General features: G+C 75.6%; 13 protein-coding genes, 3 tRNA genes and 1 riboswitch. Of the genes, 10 read left to right on the top strand and 6 right to left on the bottom strand.

The window, feature by feature from the left end; all coding sequences use genetic code 11:
• Positions 1-67 precede the first annotated feature (67 nt).
• The 3 genes from bluB to O7628_RS13340 all read right to left on the bottom strand — a co-directional run bounded on the left by bluB (position 68) and on the right by O7628_RS13340 (position 3,103).
• Entirely contained in the window at positions 68-712 is a 645-nt protein-coding gene (gene bluB, locus O7628_RS13350; protein WP_278130726.1) for a 5,6-dimethylbenzimidazole synthase, read from the bottom strand.
• A gap of 35 nt (positions 713-747) precedes the next feature.
• Positions 748-947, bottom strand: a riboswitch (cobalamin riboswitch).
• Between the two features lie 17 nt (positions 948-964).
• Positions 965-1,915 (bottom strand): helix-turn-helix domain-containing protein, encoded by a 951-nt coding sequence (locus tag O7628_RS13345; protein WP_278130725.1) that lies wholly within the window; start codon positions 1,913-1,915, stop codon positions 965-967.
• 156 nt (positions 1,916-2,071) lie between these two features.
• Positions 2,072-3,103: an AraC family transcriptional regulator gene (locus O7628_RS13340; protein WP_278130723.1), complete on the bottom strand. Its 1,032-nt coding sequence runs from the start codon at positions 3,101-3,103 to the stop codon at positions 2,072-2,074.
• Positions 3,104-3,359: 256 nt separating this feature from the next.
• Between O7628_RS13340 and O7628_RS13335 the strand changes: the two genes are divergently transcribed.
• Entirely contained in the window at positions 3,360-4,121 is a 762-nt protein-coding gene (locus tag O7628_RS13335) for a crotonase/enoyl-CoA hydratase family protein (RefSeq protein ID WP_278130721.1), read from the top strand.
• An 11-nt stretch (positions 4,122-4,132) separates the two neighbouring features.
• Here O7628_RS13335 and O7628_RS13330 read toward each other — a convergent pair whose 3' ends face one another.
• A complete protein-coding gene (locus O7628_RS13330; protein WP_278130720.1) occupies positions 4,133-5,581 on the bottom strand; it encodes an NAD(P)/FAD-dependent oxidoreductase in 1,449 nt (482 codons plus the stop codon).
• Between the two features lie 136 nt (positions 5,582-5,717).
• Between O7628_RS13330 and O7628_RS13325 the strand changes: the two genes are divergently transcribed.
• Positions 5,718-6,818: a serine hydrolase domain-containing protein gene (locus tag O7628_RS13325; RefSeq protein ID WP_278130718.1), complete on the top strand. Its 1,101-nt coding sequence runs from the start codon at positions 5,718-5,720 to the stop codon at positions 6,816-6,818.
• An 86-nt stretch (positions 6,819-6,904) separates the two neighbouring features.
• Here the strand turns inward: O7628_RS13325 and O7628_RS13320 are convergent, their stop codons facing one another.
• On the bottom strand, positions 6,905-8,167 hold the full coding sequence (locus O7628_RS13320; RefSeq protein WP_278130716.1) for a deoxyribodipyrimidine photo-lyase: 1,263 nt from the start codon (positions 8,165-8,167) through the stop codon (positions 6,905-6,907).
• Complete coding sequence (locus O7628_RS13315; protein ID WP_278130715.1) at positions 8,164-9,087, bottom strand: phytoene/squalene synthase family protein; 924 nt, start codon at positions 9,085-9,087, stop codon at positions 8,164-8,166. The genes O7628_RS13320 and O7628_RS13315 overlap by 4 nt, the downstream gene beginning before the upstream one ends.
• Before the next feature lie 65 nt (positions 9,088-9,152).
• Here O7628_RS13315 and O7628_RS13310 point away from each other — a divergent pair, with 65 nt between their 5' ends.
• From O7628_RS13310 to O7628_RS13275, 8 genes are all read left to right on the top strand, one after another.
• Positions 9,153-10,307: a polyprenyl synthetase family protein gene (locus tag O7628_RS13310; protein WP_278130714.1), complete on the top strand. Its 1,155-nt coding sequence runs from the start codon at positions 9,153-9,155 to the stop codon at positions 10,305-10,307.
• 28 nt (positions 10,308-10,335) lie between these two features.
• Entirely contained in the window at positions 10,336-11,817 is a 1,482-nt protein-coding gene (gene crtI / locus O7628_RS13305; protein ID WP_278130711.1) for a phytoene desaturase family protein, read from the top strand.
• A 25-nt stretch (positions 11,818-11,842) separates the two neighbouring features.
• Complete coding sequence (gene idi / locus O7628_RS13300) at positions 11,843-12,457, top strand: isopentenyl-diphosphate Delta-isomerase (protein ID WP_278130710.1); 615 nt, start codon at positions 11,843-11,845, stop codon at positions 12,455-12,457.
• A complete protein-coding gene (locus O7628_RS13295; protein WP_278130708.1) occupies positions 12,447-13,406 on the top strand; it encodes a MerR family transcriptional regulator in 960 nt (319 codons plus the stop codon). The genes idi and O7628_RS13295 overlap by 11 nt, the downstream gene beginning before the upstream one ends.
• 72 nt (positions 13,407-13,478) lie before the next feature.
• Complete coding sequence (locus O7628_RS13290) at positions 13,479-14,276, top strand: polysaccharide deacetylase family protein (protein ID WP_278130706.1); 798 nt, start codon at positions 13,479-13,481, stop codon at positions 14,274-14,276.
• A gap of 154 nt (positions 14,277-14,430) precedes the next feature.
• Positions 14,431-14,503 (top strand) — tRNA-Glu (locus O7628_RS13285).
• A gap of 40 nt (positions 14,504-14,543) precedes the next feature.
• Positions 14,544-14,617, top strand: a tRNA-Asp gene (locus O7628_RS13280).
• Positions 14,618-14,720: 103 nt separating this feature from the next.
• A tRNA-Phe gene (locus O7628_RS13275) sits at positions 14,721-14,794 on the top strand.
• The last annotated feature ends 81 nt before the right edge of the window (positions 14,795-14,875 follow it).

Genomic DNA, 14,875 nt, shown 5'->3' with positions numbered 1-14,875 from the left:
CCTCCCGACGTAGCTAAGCGATGACTCAGGGCGACGTCAGCCTAGCCGCCGCATAGACGTACCTGAATTAGCTGTTCGGTCGGTCAGCCGACCGTCGCGCCCAGCGGTCGTGGTGCAGCGCCTCGGCGAGGGGTCGGCCCCGCCGCCACCCGTGCCGCTCCAGGTCGGGCACGGTCTCCAGGTGCGTCACCGGCCCGACGCAGAGCCAGGCCACCGGCCGGATGCCGGCCGGCACGCCCAGCAGCTCGGCGAGGAACGGCTCCCGGTAGAAGGAGACCCACCCGACGCCCAGCCCCTCGGCGGTGGCGGCGAGCCAGAGGTTCTGGATGGCCAGGCAGACCGAGTAGAGGCCGGCGTCGGCGATGGCGTGCCGACCGAGCACGGCCGGGCCGCCGCGCTGCGGGTCGTAGGTGACGACGACCGACAGCGTCGACTCCAGCACCCCGTCGATCTTGATACGCGCGAACCGTTCGGCCGCCGCGCCGTCCAGGGTGGCGGCGAAGGCGGCCCGCTCGGCCTGCACGTGCCGGTGGAACCGGCGGCGGACGGCGGGATCCCGGACCAGGACGAAGTCCCACGGCTGCGAGTAGCCGACGCTGGGCGCCGCGTGCGCGGCGACGAGGATCCGGTGCAGGGCGTCGGCCGGCACCGGCTCCCCGGTGAACTGGGCCCGGACGTCCCGGCGGCGGCGGATGGCGTCGTAGAGTTCCACAGGCAGGCTCCCGCTGCGCTCGGCCCACCTCGACGGGTGGGCGGTCGACGCGAGGCCGGTCTTCGGACTCCCGGATCGACGCCTGCCCGTCCGCCTTCCCAGCCGCACGGCCAGTGGCTGCGCTCCTCGCGCGTGGACGGTGGCTCCCCGGTCACCGCGGCGGGCCCGTGCCGGATTCACACCGGCTTCCCGATTCTCCCCGCGCAGGCGGGGCACCTCGCATGATCGTGCCGCCGGCGATGCTAACCCGCGTCAGCGGCGCAGCGTCCGGCCGGGCAGCTCCCCGTACGTGGCGAGATAGCGGGCGGCGAAGCGGCGCGGGTCGGCGAATCCCCAGCGGGCGGCGACCACGGCCACGGAGACGCCGTCGCCGGGCACGGCCCGGGTCAGTTCCTGGCGGGCCAGATCGAGCCGCACCCGGCGCAGGTAGGCCAGCGGGGTCGTGCCGAGCTGACTGCGGAACGCGAGCTGCACCGCGCGGGGGGTGGTGGCGGCGGCGCGGGCGATGTCGACGAGACCGATGTCGGTCCCGGCGGCCGATTCGATGAAGGCGATCGCCCGGCGCAGGGTCCCCTGGTGGGCGTCGGTCCGGTCGCATGACCGGTCCGCCACGACGGCGTTGCTGGGGAACGCGGCGAGCGTGGCCGCGGCGAGCAGGCGGCCGAGGCCGCCGAGCACGAGCGGGGACGCGCCCGGCGCGCCACCGGCGGCGATGACGGACTCCGCGTACCGGACGGTCCGCCGCCACCGCCACTGGGCATCGGCGCAGACCGGCCGGAAGCTGGCGAACCGCAGGGGGGCCAGCGGGCGGTCCGGGTCGACGCGGGCGACCTGGTCGAACAGCGAGAGGTCCAGCAGGACGGAGGTCACGTCCACGTCGCTGGACCACGAGGAGCCGGGCAGGTCGGGCTGGTAGAGCACGCCGACCTCGCCGGGCCCGATCAGCTCGTCGACCCCGTCGCACCGGTGCCCGAAGCACCCCCGGCGGGGGGCGGCGAGCAGGACGTACCCGAGCGGTTCCGCCTGCACCCGCAGGTCCAGGGAGATGCTGATGTCGTCGATGCAGAACGCGCCGGTGCTCCACCGGTCGTGGCGCAGCGGAAGCCCGGTCGGCACCGCGGCCAGTCGCACGCTGCGGCCGTACGAGGTCTCGAAGACGTGCGCCGCCTCGGCCGGATCGCTGGTCGAGAACCGGGTGAGCACCGGCGGGCCATTATTACTGCAAGTCACTTATCCACATCCCTCAGTCACGAGGGAGCCTAGCCACCCGGCGCGGGCGGGCCGCGCAACGGCACGCCGGGGCGGTTCCTCCCCCGCCGGCGACCGGCGCGGCCGACGGGCCGGGGTTCGCGCCGTCCGTCAGCCCCGCAGGGTCTGGCTGGGCGGCTGCCCGTAGGCCCGGCGGTACTCGGTGGCGAACCGGCCCAGGTGGGCGAAGCCCCACCGCGCGGCGGCGGCGGCCACGGTGAGGCCCGCGCCGGGCTCGGCGGCCTGGAGGTCGCTGTGCACCCGTTCCAGGCGCACCCGTCGCAGGTAGCGCGTCGGCGTGGTGTCGAGGTACTTCCGGAAGGCATGCTGGAGCGCCCGCGCGCCCAGCCCGGCCGCGACCGCCACGTCGGTCAGGGTCAGCGCCTGGTCCGCGTACTGCTCGATGTAGGCGACCGCGCGACGGACCGCGGCCGGCGCGACGGCCCCCGCGCCGCGCGTCGGCGCCTCGGTCATCGTCGTGTTGGGGAACGTGGCCAGCGCGACGGCCACCAGCAGGCCCGTCGCCTCCGCCTGCACCAGGGCGTTCGTCCCGAACGCGGCGCCCGGCAGCGCCACCTGGGTGAGATAGCGCGTGGTGTTGCGCCAGAGCTGCGCGGCGGACGGGGACACCGGCAGCAGCCCCTGGAACCGCAGGTCGACCGGCGCGAGCCCGCACCGCTCCTGCGCCACCCGCCGCACGTCGGCGAGGGGCAGCTCCACCGCGACGACCTCCATGTCGCGGTGCAGGATCGCCCTGGTCCGCCGGGGCGGCACCAGCAGCAGGCCGCCCGCGCCGGCCATCACCTCCCCGGCCCCGACGTCGACCCCCCAGCCACCGGAGAGCACCTCCGCCACCCCGACGACGTCCCGGGTGGACACGTCGTTGTCCGCGTTCATCGGATAGCGCACCCGGGCGACGCTGGTCGCGCCGAACCGCGCGTGGGCGGCCCGGAAGATTCCCCCCGCGCGACGGTCGAATGCGCGTAGCCGGTGTTCCGGATAGGCCGCCAGCAGCCAGCGGTGCGCCTCGTCCGGGTCGTCCGTGACGAGCCGCGACCACGACCCCGGCGGGTCGGCGGGCGCCTCGTCGCCGCAGTCGACCTGCTTGCTCGCCGAGGGCCCCGCCCTGGTTCCTCCTGTCACGACCTCTCCCCGCATCGCCGACCGGCGTCTCTCGCCTCACCCGCACCCCGGGCGCGACGCGTACGGCGCGAATTCGCTTCACCACTGTCCGCGACCCTCCAGCGGGCATTGTGTCCGTCGACGGCAGACGAGAGAAGTGGCCACGGAGCGGGCTGTCCGCCGCGCGAAGCCGATGTACGAAGTACGAACACGCGGCCGTCCGCCCGGATCCCGTCCACGCTGGTGCGTCGCCGCCCGGGCAGGGCATGCTGTCCCGATGGGGGTACGGGTCGAGCACGCCGCCGCGGTGACCACGGTGATCCTGGACCGGCCGGCGTCCCGCAACGCCGTCGACGGTCCCACCGCCCGGGCCCTGGCCGACGCGTTCCGCGCCTTCGAGGCCGACCCGGCGGCGGCGGTGGCCGTGCTGTGGGGGGCCGGCGGCACGTTCTGCGCCGGGGCGGACCTCAAGGCGATCGGCACGCCGAGCGGCAACCGGGTCGAGCCGGACGGCGACGGACCGATGGGCCCGACCCGGCTGCGGCTGTCCAAGCCGGTGATCGCCGCGATCTCCGGCTACGCCGTGGCCGGCGGGCTGGAGCTGGCGCTCTGGTGCGACCTACGGGTCGCCGAGTCCGACGCGGTGCTCGGGGTGTTCTGCCGGCGCTGGGGCGTGCCGCTGGTCGACGGCGGCACCGTCCGGCTGCCGAGGCTGGTCGGCGAGAGCCGGGCGATGGATCTGATCCTCACGGGCCGACCGGTGCCGGCCGAGGAGGCGTACGCGATGGGGTTGGTGAACCGGCTGGTCGCGCCGGGTGCGGCCCGCGCGGAGGCCGAGCGGCTCGCCGCCGAGATCGCCCGGCACCCGCAGGCGTGCCTGCGCAACGACCGGGCGGCCGTGCTGGCCGGCGCGAACCTGCCCGAGCGGGAGGCCCTCGCGGTGGAGCTGGCCTACGGCGCGGCGTCCCTCGCGGCCGACGCGACGGCGGGGGCGGCCCGGTTCGCGGCCGGCGCGGGCCGCCACGGCGCGCCCGCCTGAGGGCCGGCCGGCTACGCCAGGTCGCGCAGGGCGGTCTCGATGGCGCGGTGGAACGTCGGGTACGCGTAGATCATGTGCCGGAGCCGGGCCAGCGGCACCTCGGCGTGCACCGCCACCACCAGGCCCGACAGCACCTCGCCGCCGGCCGGGCCGGCCGAGGTGGCCCCGACCAGCACCCCCCGGTCGGCGTCCGCCACCAGCTTGACGAACCCGTCGCCCCGGTGGATCCAGCCCCGGGTGGACGAGTCGAGCCGGCTCACCCCGACCTGCACGTTGATGCCCCGCTCGCGGGCCTGGCGCTCGGTGAGCCCGACCGCGCCGATCTCGGGGTCCGTGAAGGTGACCCGGGGCAGCGCCCGGTAGTCGGCGTGCGGCACCCCGCCGGCGATCCCGGCGCCCTCCGTGCGCGCCACGCCGCCGACCGCGCTGGCGCTGCCGCTGGCGTCCGCGCCGGCCTGCGCCCGCCGGACGTGGTCGAGCACGTCGGCGACCACGATGGCCGCCTGGTACATGGCGATGTGGGTGAACGCGCCCTCCCCGGTCAGGTCGCCGACGCCCCAGATCCCGACGGCGGCGCGCATCCGGTCGTCCACGGCGAGGAACCGCTGGCCCGGGTCGAGGCCGACGGTGTCGAGGCCCAGCTCGTCGAGGTGCGCCCGGCGGCCGGTGACCACGAGCAGCCGCTCGGCGGTGAACTCGGCCCCGCCCGCCGCCCGCAGCGTGAACGCCCGCCCGTCGTGGTCGACCCGCTCCGCGCGTACGTCGGTGGCGATCCGCACCCCGTCGGCGCGCAGGGCGGCGGCGGCCACCTCGGAGGACTCGGGCTCCTCGACGGCGAGCACCCGGCCCGACGCCTCCAGCACGGTCACCTCGACGCCGAACCGGGCGAAGACCTGGGCCAGCTCCAGCCCGATCGCGCCGCCGCCGAGCACCAGCAGGCTGCCCGGCAGCTCCTCGACCTCGATGGCCTGCTGGTTCGTCCAGTACGGCGTATCGGCCAGCCCGGGCAGCGGCGGCACGAAGGGCCGGGTGCCGGTGCCGAGCACGATGCCGTGCCGGGCCTGGAAGACCCGGTCGCCGACGCGGACCCGGCCGGGGCCGTCGAGCGCCCCGCTGCCCCGCACGAACCGGCCGCCCTTGCCGGTGAACCGCTCCACCGCGACCCGGTCGTCCCAGGTGTCGGTGGCCTCCTCACGGATGCGCTTCGCCACCGGGGCCCAGTCGGGGCGGACGTCGGCCTCGCCCGCGAACTCGGCGACCCGCCGGGCCTCGGCGACCGCGTTCGCCGCCCGGATCATCATCTTGCTCGGGATGCACCCCCAGTAGGGGCACTCGCCGCCGACCAGCCGCCGCTCGACGCCGACGACGCTCAGGCCCGCCTCGGCGAGCCGGCCGGCGACCTCCTCGCCGCCGACGCCGAGCCCGAGCACGACCACGTCCACCAGTTCCGGTTCCGCCATCGGACCAGCATTCCGCACCGACGGACCGCCGGCCACCGCGCCGGGCGAATTCCCGGCCCGGCTGCCCTCGCCCTCCCCTCGCCCCGCTCCCGGAAATTCCCGAACCCCGGGCCCGCTGGGCCCCTACCGTGGCCGGATGCGCGCACGCTTCGCCCCCGTCCGGGACTGCTTCCACGACCTGTTCGCCGCCGGCCGGGAGACCGGGGCCGGCCTCGCCATCTGGTACGACGGCACGCCGGTCGTCGACCTCGTCGCCGGCTCCCGGGCCGCCGTCGCACCGGGCCGGTCGGTGCCGCCGGCCGGGGGCGGCGACCCGTGGCGGCCGGACACGCTGGTGGACGTCTACTCGGTCGGCAAGCCGGTGGCCGCGCTCTGCCTGCTCCTGCTCGTCGACCGGGGGCGGCTCGACCTGGACGATCCGGTCGCCGACCACTGGTCGGGGTTCCGCGCGCCCGCCACGGTCCGCCAGGTGCTCAGCCACACGGCCGGGCTGCCGGCGTTCCCGGTGCCCCGCCCGGCCGAGGCGGTCGCCGACTGGGACCTGCTCTGCGCCGACCTGGCCGCCGCCGAGCCGCGGTGGACGCCGGGGACCGTCGCGGGCGAGCACGCCTGGACGTACGGGCACCTCGTGGGCGAGCTGGTGCGCCGGGTGGACGGGCGGCCGGTGGGCCGGTTCCTGGCCGAGGAGATCGCCGGCCCGTGGCGGCTCGACCTGGGCTTCGGTCTCGGGGCGGCCGACCGGCGGCGGTGCGCCGACCTGTCGTACGCCGATCCGGGCTGGCCGGTTCGCACGCTCGGCGAGCCGGGGTCGCTGCGGGCGGCGGCCCTGGGCAACCCGGCCGGCGGCCTGGACGTGACGGTGCTGAACAGCGATCTGTGGCGGGGCGCGCAGGTGCCGGCGGTGAACCTGCACGCGACGGCCGCCGGGCTGGCCCGCTGCTATGCCGGGCTGCTGGCCGGCGGCGCCCTGGACGGGGCGCGGCTGTTCAGCCCGGAGCTGGTCGCCGAGGCGACCCGGACCCAGTACGACGGGCCGGACCTGGTGCTCGACCGCCGGGTGTGCTGGACGCTGGGCATGCAGCGGGAGCCGGACGGGAGCTGGGGCATGGGCGGGATCGGCGGCAGCAGCGCCTGGGCCGACCCCGACCGGGGTTACGTGTTCGCGTACGCGACCGCGCGGCTGGCCGACCACGACCGCGTCGACGAGCTGGTCGAGGCCCTGCACTCCTGCCTCTGACGCCCTGCACTCCTGCCTCTGACCGCGCGCTGCGGCCCGCGCCGGTGCCGGGGTGTTAGGAGGGGTCCCTTGTACAACAGAATGCGTTAACCAGGGGCCCTTCCTTTCACCCAGCGGCGGACGTACGTGCCGTCGGGGTCGAAGCGGGCCGCCTGGCGCACCGGGTTGAACCCCCGGTGCGGCCGGCTGTCGTTGCCGGTGCCCGCCACCCACTGCCAGTTGCCGGCGTTGTTGGCCACGTCGCCGTCGAGCAGCCAGCGGGAGAAGACGGCCACCCCCTCGCGCCAGTCCAGCCCGAGCACCTTGGTCAGGTAGCCGGCCGTGATCAGCCGGGCCCGGTTGTGCATCCAGCCCTCGGCGCGCAGCTGCCGCATCCCCGCGTCGACGATCGGCAGGCCGGTGCGCCCCCGCGTCCAGGCGTCGAGCGCCTCCGGGTCCTGCCGCCAGTCCTCGGTGGCCCCCCGCCGGTACGCCTTCGTGGCGATCTCGGGGAAGACGGCGGTGACCTGGTGGTAGAAGTCCCGCCAGCAGAGCTGCCGGACGAACGGGCCGAACCGCGCGCCGGCCGGGTCTTCGGCCCGCGCACCGGCCCGGTTCGCCAGCTCCAGCGGCGACAGGCAGCCGAACCGCAGGTACGGGCTGAGCCGCGAGGTCGCGTCGCCGGCCAGGTCGTCGTGGATGTCGCCGTACCGGTCGACGGTGGGCAGCCACTGCGCGAGGCGGCGGCGGGCGGCGGCCTCCCCGCCCGGCGCGGCGTGCGGCGACTCTCCCGGCGGCGGGGCGGGCAGCTCCCCGACCGGCGGCCCGTCGGGCGACGACCCGGGCCTCAGCCGCTCGGGCAGCCGGATCCGGTCGGGCGGGGCCAGCTCCTCCCGCCACAGCGCCCCCTGCCAGGCCCGGAAGTAGGGGGTGAAGACCCGGTAGTGGTCGCCGCCGGCCGGACGCACCGCGCCGGGGTCGACGATCGTGAGGCCGGGGAAGAGGCGCAGGTGCAGGCGGTGCCGCTCGCACTCGGCGCGCAGCCGGCGCTCCCGGGTGCGGGCGTAACGGCTGACGTCGGCGGAGAGGGCGACCCCCTCGGCGCCGACCTCGCCGGCCAGCCGGATCGTCTCGGCCACCGGGTCGCCGTGCCGGATCACCAAGTCGCCGCCGCGGTCCCGCAGCGCGTCGCGCAGGGCGGCGAGGCTCTGGTGCAGGAAGCGCGTCCGGTTGGGCGAGCGGCCGGTGAGCGCCGGGTCGAGCACGAACAGCGGGACGACCCGGGCGAAGGCGGAGCAGGCCGCGGCCAGCGCCGGGTGGTCGTGCACCCGCAGGTCGCGGGTGAACAGCACGATCGCGGTACGCGTCATCGGCCGGCGGGCGGCAGGGTCGGGCCGGGGACCACGACGGGGGTGCCGGCGGGGGTGAGCAGGGCCCGCCCGGCCACCGCCATCCGCCGCCGCCGGGGCACCAGCGCCCGCCGGGTGAACACGTCGTAGTCCTGGGCGGCGACCTCGTCGAGGATGCCGCCGTAGAGGGCGTACGCGGTGCGCATGCACGCCTGGGAGGCGGGCGTGAGCATGGTGACGCCCGGCGCGGCGGCCGCGTAGTGCGTCTGGGCGCGGCTCACCTCGTACTCGACGAGGTCGCGGATCCTCGGGGTGGCCCGGCCCCGGGCGGCGGCGGCGAACAGGTCCTCGCGGGTGACGTCGAACTTGGCGAGGTCCTCGTCGGGCAGGTACGTCCGGCCGCGCGCCAGGTCCTCGGCGACGTCCCGGATGAAGTTGGTGAGCTGGAAGGCGAGGCCGAGCTGCCGGGCGGGCTCGCGGGCGGCGGCGGGGTCGGAGCTGCCGAGGATCGGCAGCATCATGGTGCCGATGACGGCGGCCGAGCCCTCCATGTAGTCGAGCAGGTCGTCGTAGGTCGGGTACGCGGTGACGGTCAGGTCCATCGCCATGCTGCGCAGGAACGACGCGAAGTCGGCCCGGTCCAGGTCGAAGACGGCGATGGTGTGCAGCACGGCGGGCAGCAGCGGGTCGTTGACCGGGGCCCCGGCCAGCCCGGCGAGGAAGCGGGCCGACCAGTCGTCGAGCCGGGCGGCCCGCTCGGCGGGCGGCAGGTCCTCGGTGCGGTCGACGATCTCGTCGGCGTACCGGGTGAATCCGTACAGGGCGTGCACGTGTCGCCGTTTCCAAGCGGGGAGCAGGCGGGTGGCGAGATAGTAGGTGCGGCCGTGACGTCTGTGCAGCTCGCGGCAGCGGTCATAGGCAGCGGTGAGGTCGACGTCCACCGGCCCTCCCTCGAATTCGACGCAGCAATCGACGCAACTCGTAACCCTAGGGTACGCTCGCCGACATGGCCAACGACGCAGTTGCGGGTAATGCGCTCCGCGTCGCGCCGGCACAGCCGGGAGCGACGGACGATCCGGTCCGCGGCGTACTGGCCGCGTTCACGAAGGACCTGGTCAAGGGGGTCGACGAGACTCTCGCCGGCTTCCTCGCCGCCGAGGTCTCGACGCTCGCCGAAATCGACTCGGCGATGGGCGAATTCGCCGCGACCGCGCGCGACTGCGTGCTGGCCGGCGGCAAGCGGGTCCGCCCCACCTTCGCCTACTGGGGCTGGCGGGGGGTCGCCGGCGGGGACGAGCCGCTGCCGGCGGTGCTGCCGGCGCTCGCCGCCCTGGAGCTGCTGCACACGTTCGCCCTCGTGCACGACGACGTGATGGACGCGTCCGACACGCGGCGCGGCCGTCCCACGGCGCACCGGGCCGCCGCCGCCCGGCACGTCGCCGCCGGCCACACCGGCGACCCGGGCCGGTTCGGCGAGGCGGTGGCCGTGCTCGTCGGCGACCTGTGCCTGGTGTGGGCCGACCGGCTGCTCGCGCACGCCACCGTGCCGCCGGCCCGGCTGCTCGACGTCCGGCGCTGCTACGACCAGATGCGCGTCGAAACGGTCGCCGGGCAGTACCTCGACATCCTGGGCGAGAACGACGCGGCCAACTGGTCGCTGGACCGGGCCCTGCGGGTCGCCCGCTACAAGACCGCCAGCTACACCGTCCAGCGTCCGCTGCTGTTCGGGGCGGCCCTGGCCGGCGCCGACGCCGACGGGCCGCTGACCGCCGCGTACACCCGCTACGGCCTGGCAGTCGGCGAGGCGTTCCAGCTCCGCGACGACCTGCTCGGCGTCTACGGCGACCCCGCGACCACCGGCAAGCCGACCGGCGACGACCTGCGCACCGGCAAGCCGACCGTGCTGCTGATGCTCGCCCGGCAGCTCGCCACCGCGACCCAGCGCCGCGCGCTGGAGCGGGCCGGCGCGGTCACCGCCGCCCGCGACGTGGCCCGGCTCGCCGAGCTGGTCACCGACACCGGCGCGGTCGCCAAGGTCGAACTGATGATCTCCGACCGGGTCGCCGACGCGCTGGCCGCGCTCGACACCGCGTCGATCGACGAGACCGCGCGCACCGCGCTGACGGGCCTCGCCACCGCCGCCACCGCACGGCGGGCATGATGGGCAAACTCGTGAGGGAGGTGGTCGCGTGCGCACCGTGACCGGACGTACGGACCGGGTGGTGGTCGTCGGCGCGGGGCTCGGCGGGCTGGCCTGCGCGCTGCACCTGGCCGGCAGCGGACGACAGGTGACCGTGCTCGAACGCGAGGCGGTGCCCGGCGGGCGGGCCGGCCGGCTCGGCGTCGACGGGTACGAGTTCGACACCGGCCCCACCGTGCTCACCATGCCCGACCTCATCGCCGAGGCGCTCGGGGCGGTCGGCGAGGAGCTGCGCGACTGGGTCGAGCTGATACCGCTGGACCCGGCGTACCGGGCGTACTACCCGGACGGCTCGACGCTGGACGTCATCACCGACACCACCCGGATGGCCGCCGAGATCGCCTCGGTCTGCGGGCCCCGGGAGGCCGACGGCTACCTGCGCTTCGTCGACTACGCCCGCGAGCTGTGGCGGCTGGAGCGGGCCGACTTCATCGAACGCAACCTCGACGCCCCCACCGACCTGCTCACCGGCAACCTGCTGAAGCTGCTGGCCGGCGGCGCGTTCCGCCGGCTCCAGACGAAGATCGGGCAGTTCTTCCGCGACCCGCGTACCCAGCGGATCTTCTCCTTCCAGGCCATGTACGCCGGGCTCGCCCCGCACGACGCGCTGGCCATCTACGCCGTCATCGCGTACCTCGACTCGGTGGCCGGGGTCTACTTCCCGCGCGGCGGCATCCACGCGGTCTCCCGGGGGATGGCCGGCGCGGCCGAGAAGCACGGCGTGCAGATCCGCTACGGCACCACGGTGGCCCGGGTGGAGACCGCGAACGGCCGGGCGACCGGGGTGGTCACCGCCGACGGCGAGTTCGTCGGAGCCGACGTGGTGGTGCTCAACCCGGACCTGCCGGTCGCCTACCGGGACCTGCTCCCGCCGACCCGGCGACGCCGGTTGACGTACTCGCCGTCGTGCGTGGTGCTGCACGTCGGCTCGCGGCAGGGCTATGAGAAAATCGCCCACCACAACATCCACTTCGGACGGTCCTGGAAGGGCACGTTCGACGAGGTGATCCGGCGGGGGGAGCTGATGACCGACCCGTCCCTGCTGGTCACCAACCCCAGTCGCACCGACCCGGCGGTCGCCCCGGCCGGCGGGCACACGTACTACGTGCTCGCCCCGGTGCCGAACCTCGACCGGGCCCCGTTCGAGTGGCGCGGCGACCTCACCCGCCGGTACACCGACCAGCTCGTCGGCACGCTGGAGGAACGCGGGTACGTCGGCTTCGGCGCCGGCATCGAGGTGCTGCGCGCGGTCACCCCGGCCGAGTGGGCCGAGCAGGGCATGGCCGCCGGCACCCCGTTCGCGTCCGCGCACAGCCTCTTCCAGACCGGCCCCTTCCGCCCGTCGAACCTGCACCGCACGCTCGACAACGTGGTGTTCGTCGGCTCCGGCACCCAGCCCGGCGTCGGCGTGCCCATGGTCCTGATCTCCGGCAAGCTGGCCGCCGCCCGCGTGACGGGCGGCGACCGGTGAGCGCCCGGGTAGTGGGAGGTGTGGGATGAGCGTGCGCGAGGAGCACCTGGTCGAGCTGGTCGACGACGACGGCCGGGCGCGGGGCGAGGCGACGGTGTCCGCCGCCCACCAGCCGCCCGGCCGGCTGCACCGGGCCTTCTCCGTGCTGCTCGTCGCCCCGGACGGCCGGGTGCTGCTCCAGCGCCGGGCCGCCGTGAAGACCCGGTTCCCGCTGCGCTGGGCCAACTCCTGCTGCGGCCATCCCGCGCCGGGCGAGTCGCTGGTGACCGCCGCGAACCGCCGGCTGGGCGAGGAGTTGGGCGTCGGGCCCGTCGAGCTGACCGAGGCCGGCGTGTACGTCTACTACGCCGAGGACCCGGCCACCGGGCGGGTCGAGTTCGAGTACGACCACGTGCTGCGCGCCGACGTCCCGGCCGACCTGCCGGTGCGGCCGGATCCGGCCGAGGTGGCCGAGCTGCGCTGGGTCGACCCGGCGACCCTGGAGGCCGACCTCGACGCCGACCCCCGGGCGTACGCCCCCTGGCTGGGCGGGGTGGTGAACCGCCTGCTGCGCCCGTCCCCGCCGGCGCGCGGCGCGGCACCGGCCGGTCCCTGCGTCGACGAGGTGAACGAGGCGGCGGAGCGGTCGGGTGGGCGATGAGGCGTTGAGCGCGGGGGCCGTGGCACGCCGCCTGGGTGTCGCGGTCACCACGCTGCGCACCTGGCACCAGCGGTACGGCCTGGGACCCAGCCAGCACCTGCCGGGCCACCACCGGCGGTACACGCCGGCCGACCTCGCGCGCCTGGAGATCATGCGCAGGCTCACCGCCGAGGGGGTCACTCCGGCCGAGGCGGCCCGCTGGGCCCGGCAGGTGCCCGCCCCCGCCCCGGGCGACGCGGCGGCCGGCATCGGCGCCAACCGGGTCCGGCCGGGCAGCGGACGCGACGGCGGCGGGCAGACCATCCCGGTCGGCCGGGCCGGGCCGGCGGCCCGCGGGCTGGCCCGGGCCGCCATGCGGCTGGACTCGGTGGCGATCGGGGAGGCCATCGCGCACGCCCTGGCCACCGACGGCGTCGTGGGCACCTGGGAGGGGCTGCTGCGCCCGGTGCTCGTCGGCATCGGCGAGCGGCACGCCGCCACGGCCGGGCTCATCGACGTGGAGCACCTGGTGTCGCGGTGCGTCTCGGAGGCGTTCGCCACCGTCGCCCGCGCCTTCTCGGCCACCGGCCCGGCCCGCATCCTGCTCTCCTGCGCCGACGAGGAGCAGCACACCCTGCCGCTGGAGGCGCTCGCCGCCGCGCTGGCCGAGGCCGGCGTCGCGTACCGGATGCTCGGCGCCCGGGTGCCGACGGCGGCCCTGGTCGAGGCGGTCAACCGCACCGGCCCGGCGGCCGTGGTGGTCTGGTCGCACATCCGGGCCACCGCCGACCCGGCCCAGCTCAGCGCACTGCTGGCCAGCCCGCGGCGGCCCCTGCTGGTGCTGGCCGCCGGCCCGGGCTGGCGGGCCGACTCGCTGCCGGCCGGCGTGGTCCGCCCGGTCGACCTCGCCGAGGCGGTCTCGCTCGCCCTGGCCGTGCGGGACTCGCTGGACCAGTCGACGGGGGCCTGACCGCCCTGCCGCCGTTCACGTTTCGTCCACTACGGTCGAGTGGCCCACGGCCCCCGACCCCTCGGAGTGACGATGAGCGTACGGAGAGCACTGGCGCTCGGCCTCTGCCTGGCGTTGTTCCTCGCCGGCTGCGGCGAGCGGACGACCGACCGACGGCCGGAGGCCGCCGCCTCCCCGGCGGCACCGACCGCGCCCCCGCCGGAGCCGACACCCAAGCCGACCGTCACCCCCAGGCCCACCCGCACCAGCCCGCCCCCGCTGCGCCCGCGCCCCACCAAGCTCCCGGCCGGGTTGCGTCGGACCACGGGCGTCAAGGCCGTGGCGTTGACCTTCGACGACGGCCCCGACCCGGCCTGGACGCCGAAGATCCTCGACCAGCTCAAGGCAGCCGGGGCGAAGGCCACCTTCTGCGTGGTCGGCACGCAGGTGCGCAAGCACCCGCAGTTGGTCGCCCGGATCGCCCGCGAGGGACACCAGCTCTGCAACCACAGCTGGCGGCACGACATCGACCTCGGCCGGCGACCCGTCGCCGACATCCGCGCCGACCTGACCCGCACCAACCGCGCCATCCGGGCGGCGGTGCCCGACGCCAAGGTGACCCTCTACCGGCAGCCGGGCGGGCGGTGGACCCCCGAGGTGGTGACGGTGGCGAAGCAGCTCGGCATGCGATCGCTGCACTGGGCCGTCGATCCGCAGGACTGGGCGAAGCCCACCGCCCCGACGATCAGGAAACGGGTCACGGGCGCGACGAAGCCGGGCTCGATCGTGCTGATGCACGACGGGGGCGGGAACCGGGCCGCCACGGTCGCCGCCTGCGCCCACCTCATCGGCGACCTGAAGCGGCGCTACGGGCTCACCCGGATCGGCTAGACCGCCCGTGACCTGCTGGTTTCCGGCTTCATGTGCCGCCGGCCATACCGATTTGTTTCGTGGGCCGACCGTCACGTATGCTTTCGAAGCCTCCGGCGGGGCCGGATGGGAGCAAGTCCGCTAGAAGTTGCGAGTGTGCAATGATGGCGGGGCCGCCCTCATCGTCTAGCGGCCCAGGACGCCGCCCTTTCAAGGCGGTAGCACGGGTTCGAATCCCGTTGGGGGCACGACCGGCGCAAGCCGGAGCAACACCGGTAACACCAGCAAGGTCCTGTGGAGCAGTCGGAGTGCTCGCCGCCCTGTCAAGGCGGAGGTCGCGGGTTCAAGTCCCGTCAGGACCGCAAGCGCTGACGCCGCGCGTAAGATGCGCGGCGTTCTGCGTATCGGAGCAGGTGCCCTGCCGGCGGCGATCCCGCCCCTTGGGTACGATGAGCCGAGCAGCACGGCCAGGTAGCTCAGTTGGTACGAGCGTCCGACTGAAAATCGGAAGGTCGGCGGTTCGACCCCGCCCCTGGCCACATAGCCTTTCGCCGGGCTACAGAGGTCCCCACCAGCGGAAACGCAGGTGGGGATCTTGCTTGTGCGGCCCGGATCGCAGC

The sequence above is a fragment of the Micromonospora sp. WMMD956 genome (assembly GCF_029626125.1).
In the GTDB taxonomy this organism is placed as follows: Bacteria; Actinomycetota; Actinomycetes; order Mycobacteriales; family Micromonosporaceae; genus Micromonospora; species Micromonospora carbonacea.
This window is presented reverse-complemented; position numbering and strand designations above follow the sequence as displayed.

Bases quoted from the DNA above. Each gene is read 5' to 3' on its own strand.
- O7628_RS13335 (WP_278130721.1), top strand. From the start codon at position 3,360: ATGGGGGTACGGGTCGAGCACGCCGCCGCGGTGACCACGGTGATCCTG.
- O7628_RS13290 (WP_278130706.1), top strand. From the start codon at position 13,479: ATGAGCGTACGGAGAGCACTGGCGCTCGGCCTCTGCCTGGCGTTGTTC.
- O7628_RS13310 (WP_278130714.1), top strand. From the start codon at position 9,153: ATGGCCAACGACGCAGTTGCGGGTAATGCGCTCCGCGTCGCGCCGGCA.
- idi (WP_278130710.1), top strand. From the start codon at position 11,843: ATGAGCGTGCGCGAGGAGCACCTGGTCGAGCTGGTCGACGACGACGGC.
- O7628_RS13325 (WP_278130718.1), top strand. From the start codon at position 5,718: ATGCGCGCACGCTTCGCCCCCGTCCGGGACTGCTTCCACGACCTGTTC.
- O7628_RS13320 (WP_278130716.1), bottom strand. From the start codon at position 8,167: ATGACGCGTACCGCGATCGTGCTGTTCACCCGCGACCTGCGGGTGCAC.
- O7628_RS13330 (WP_278130720.1), bottom strand. From the start codon at position 5,581: ATGGCGGAACCGGAACTGGTGGACGTGGTCGTGCTCGGGCTCGGCGTC.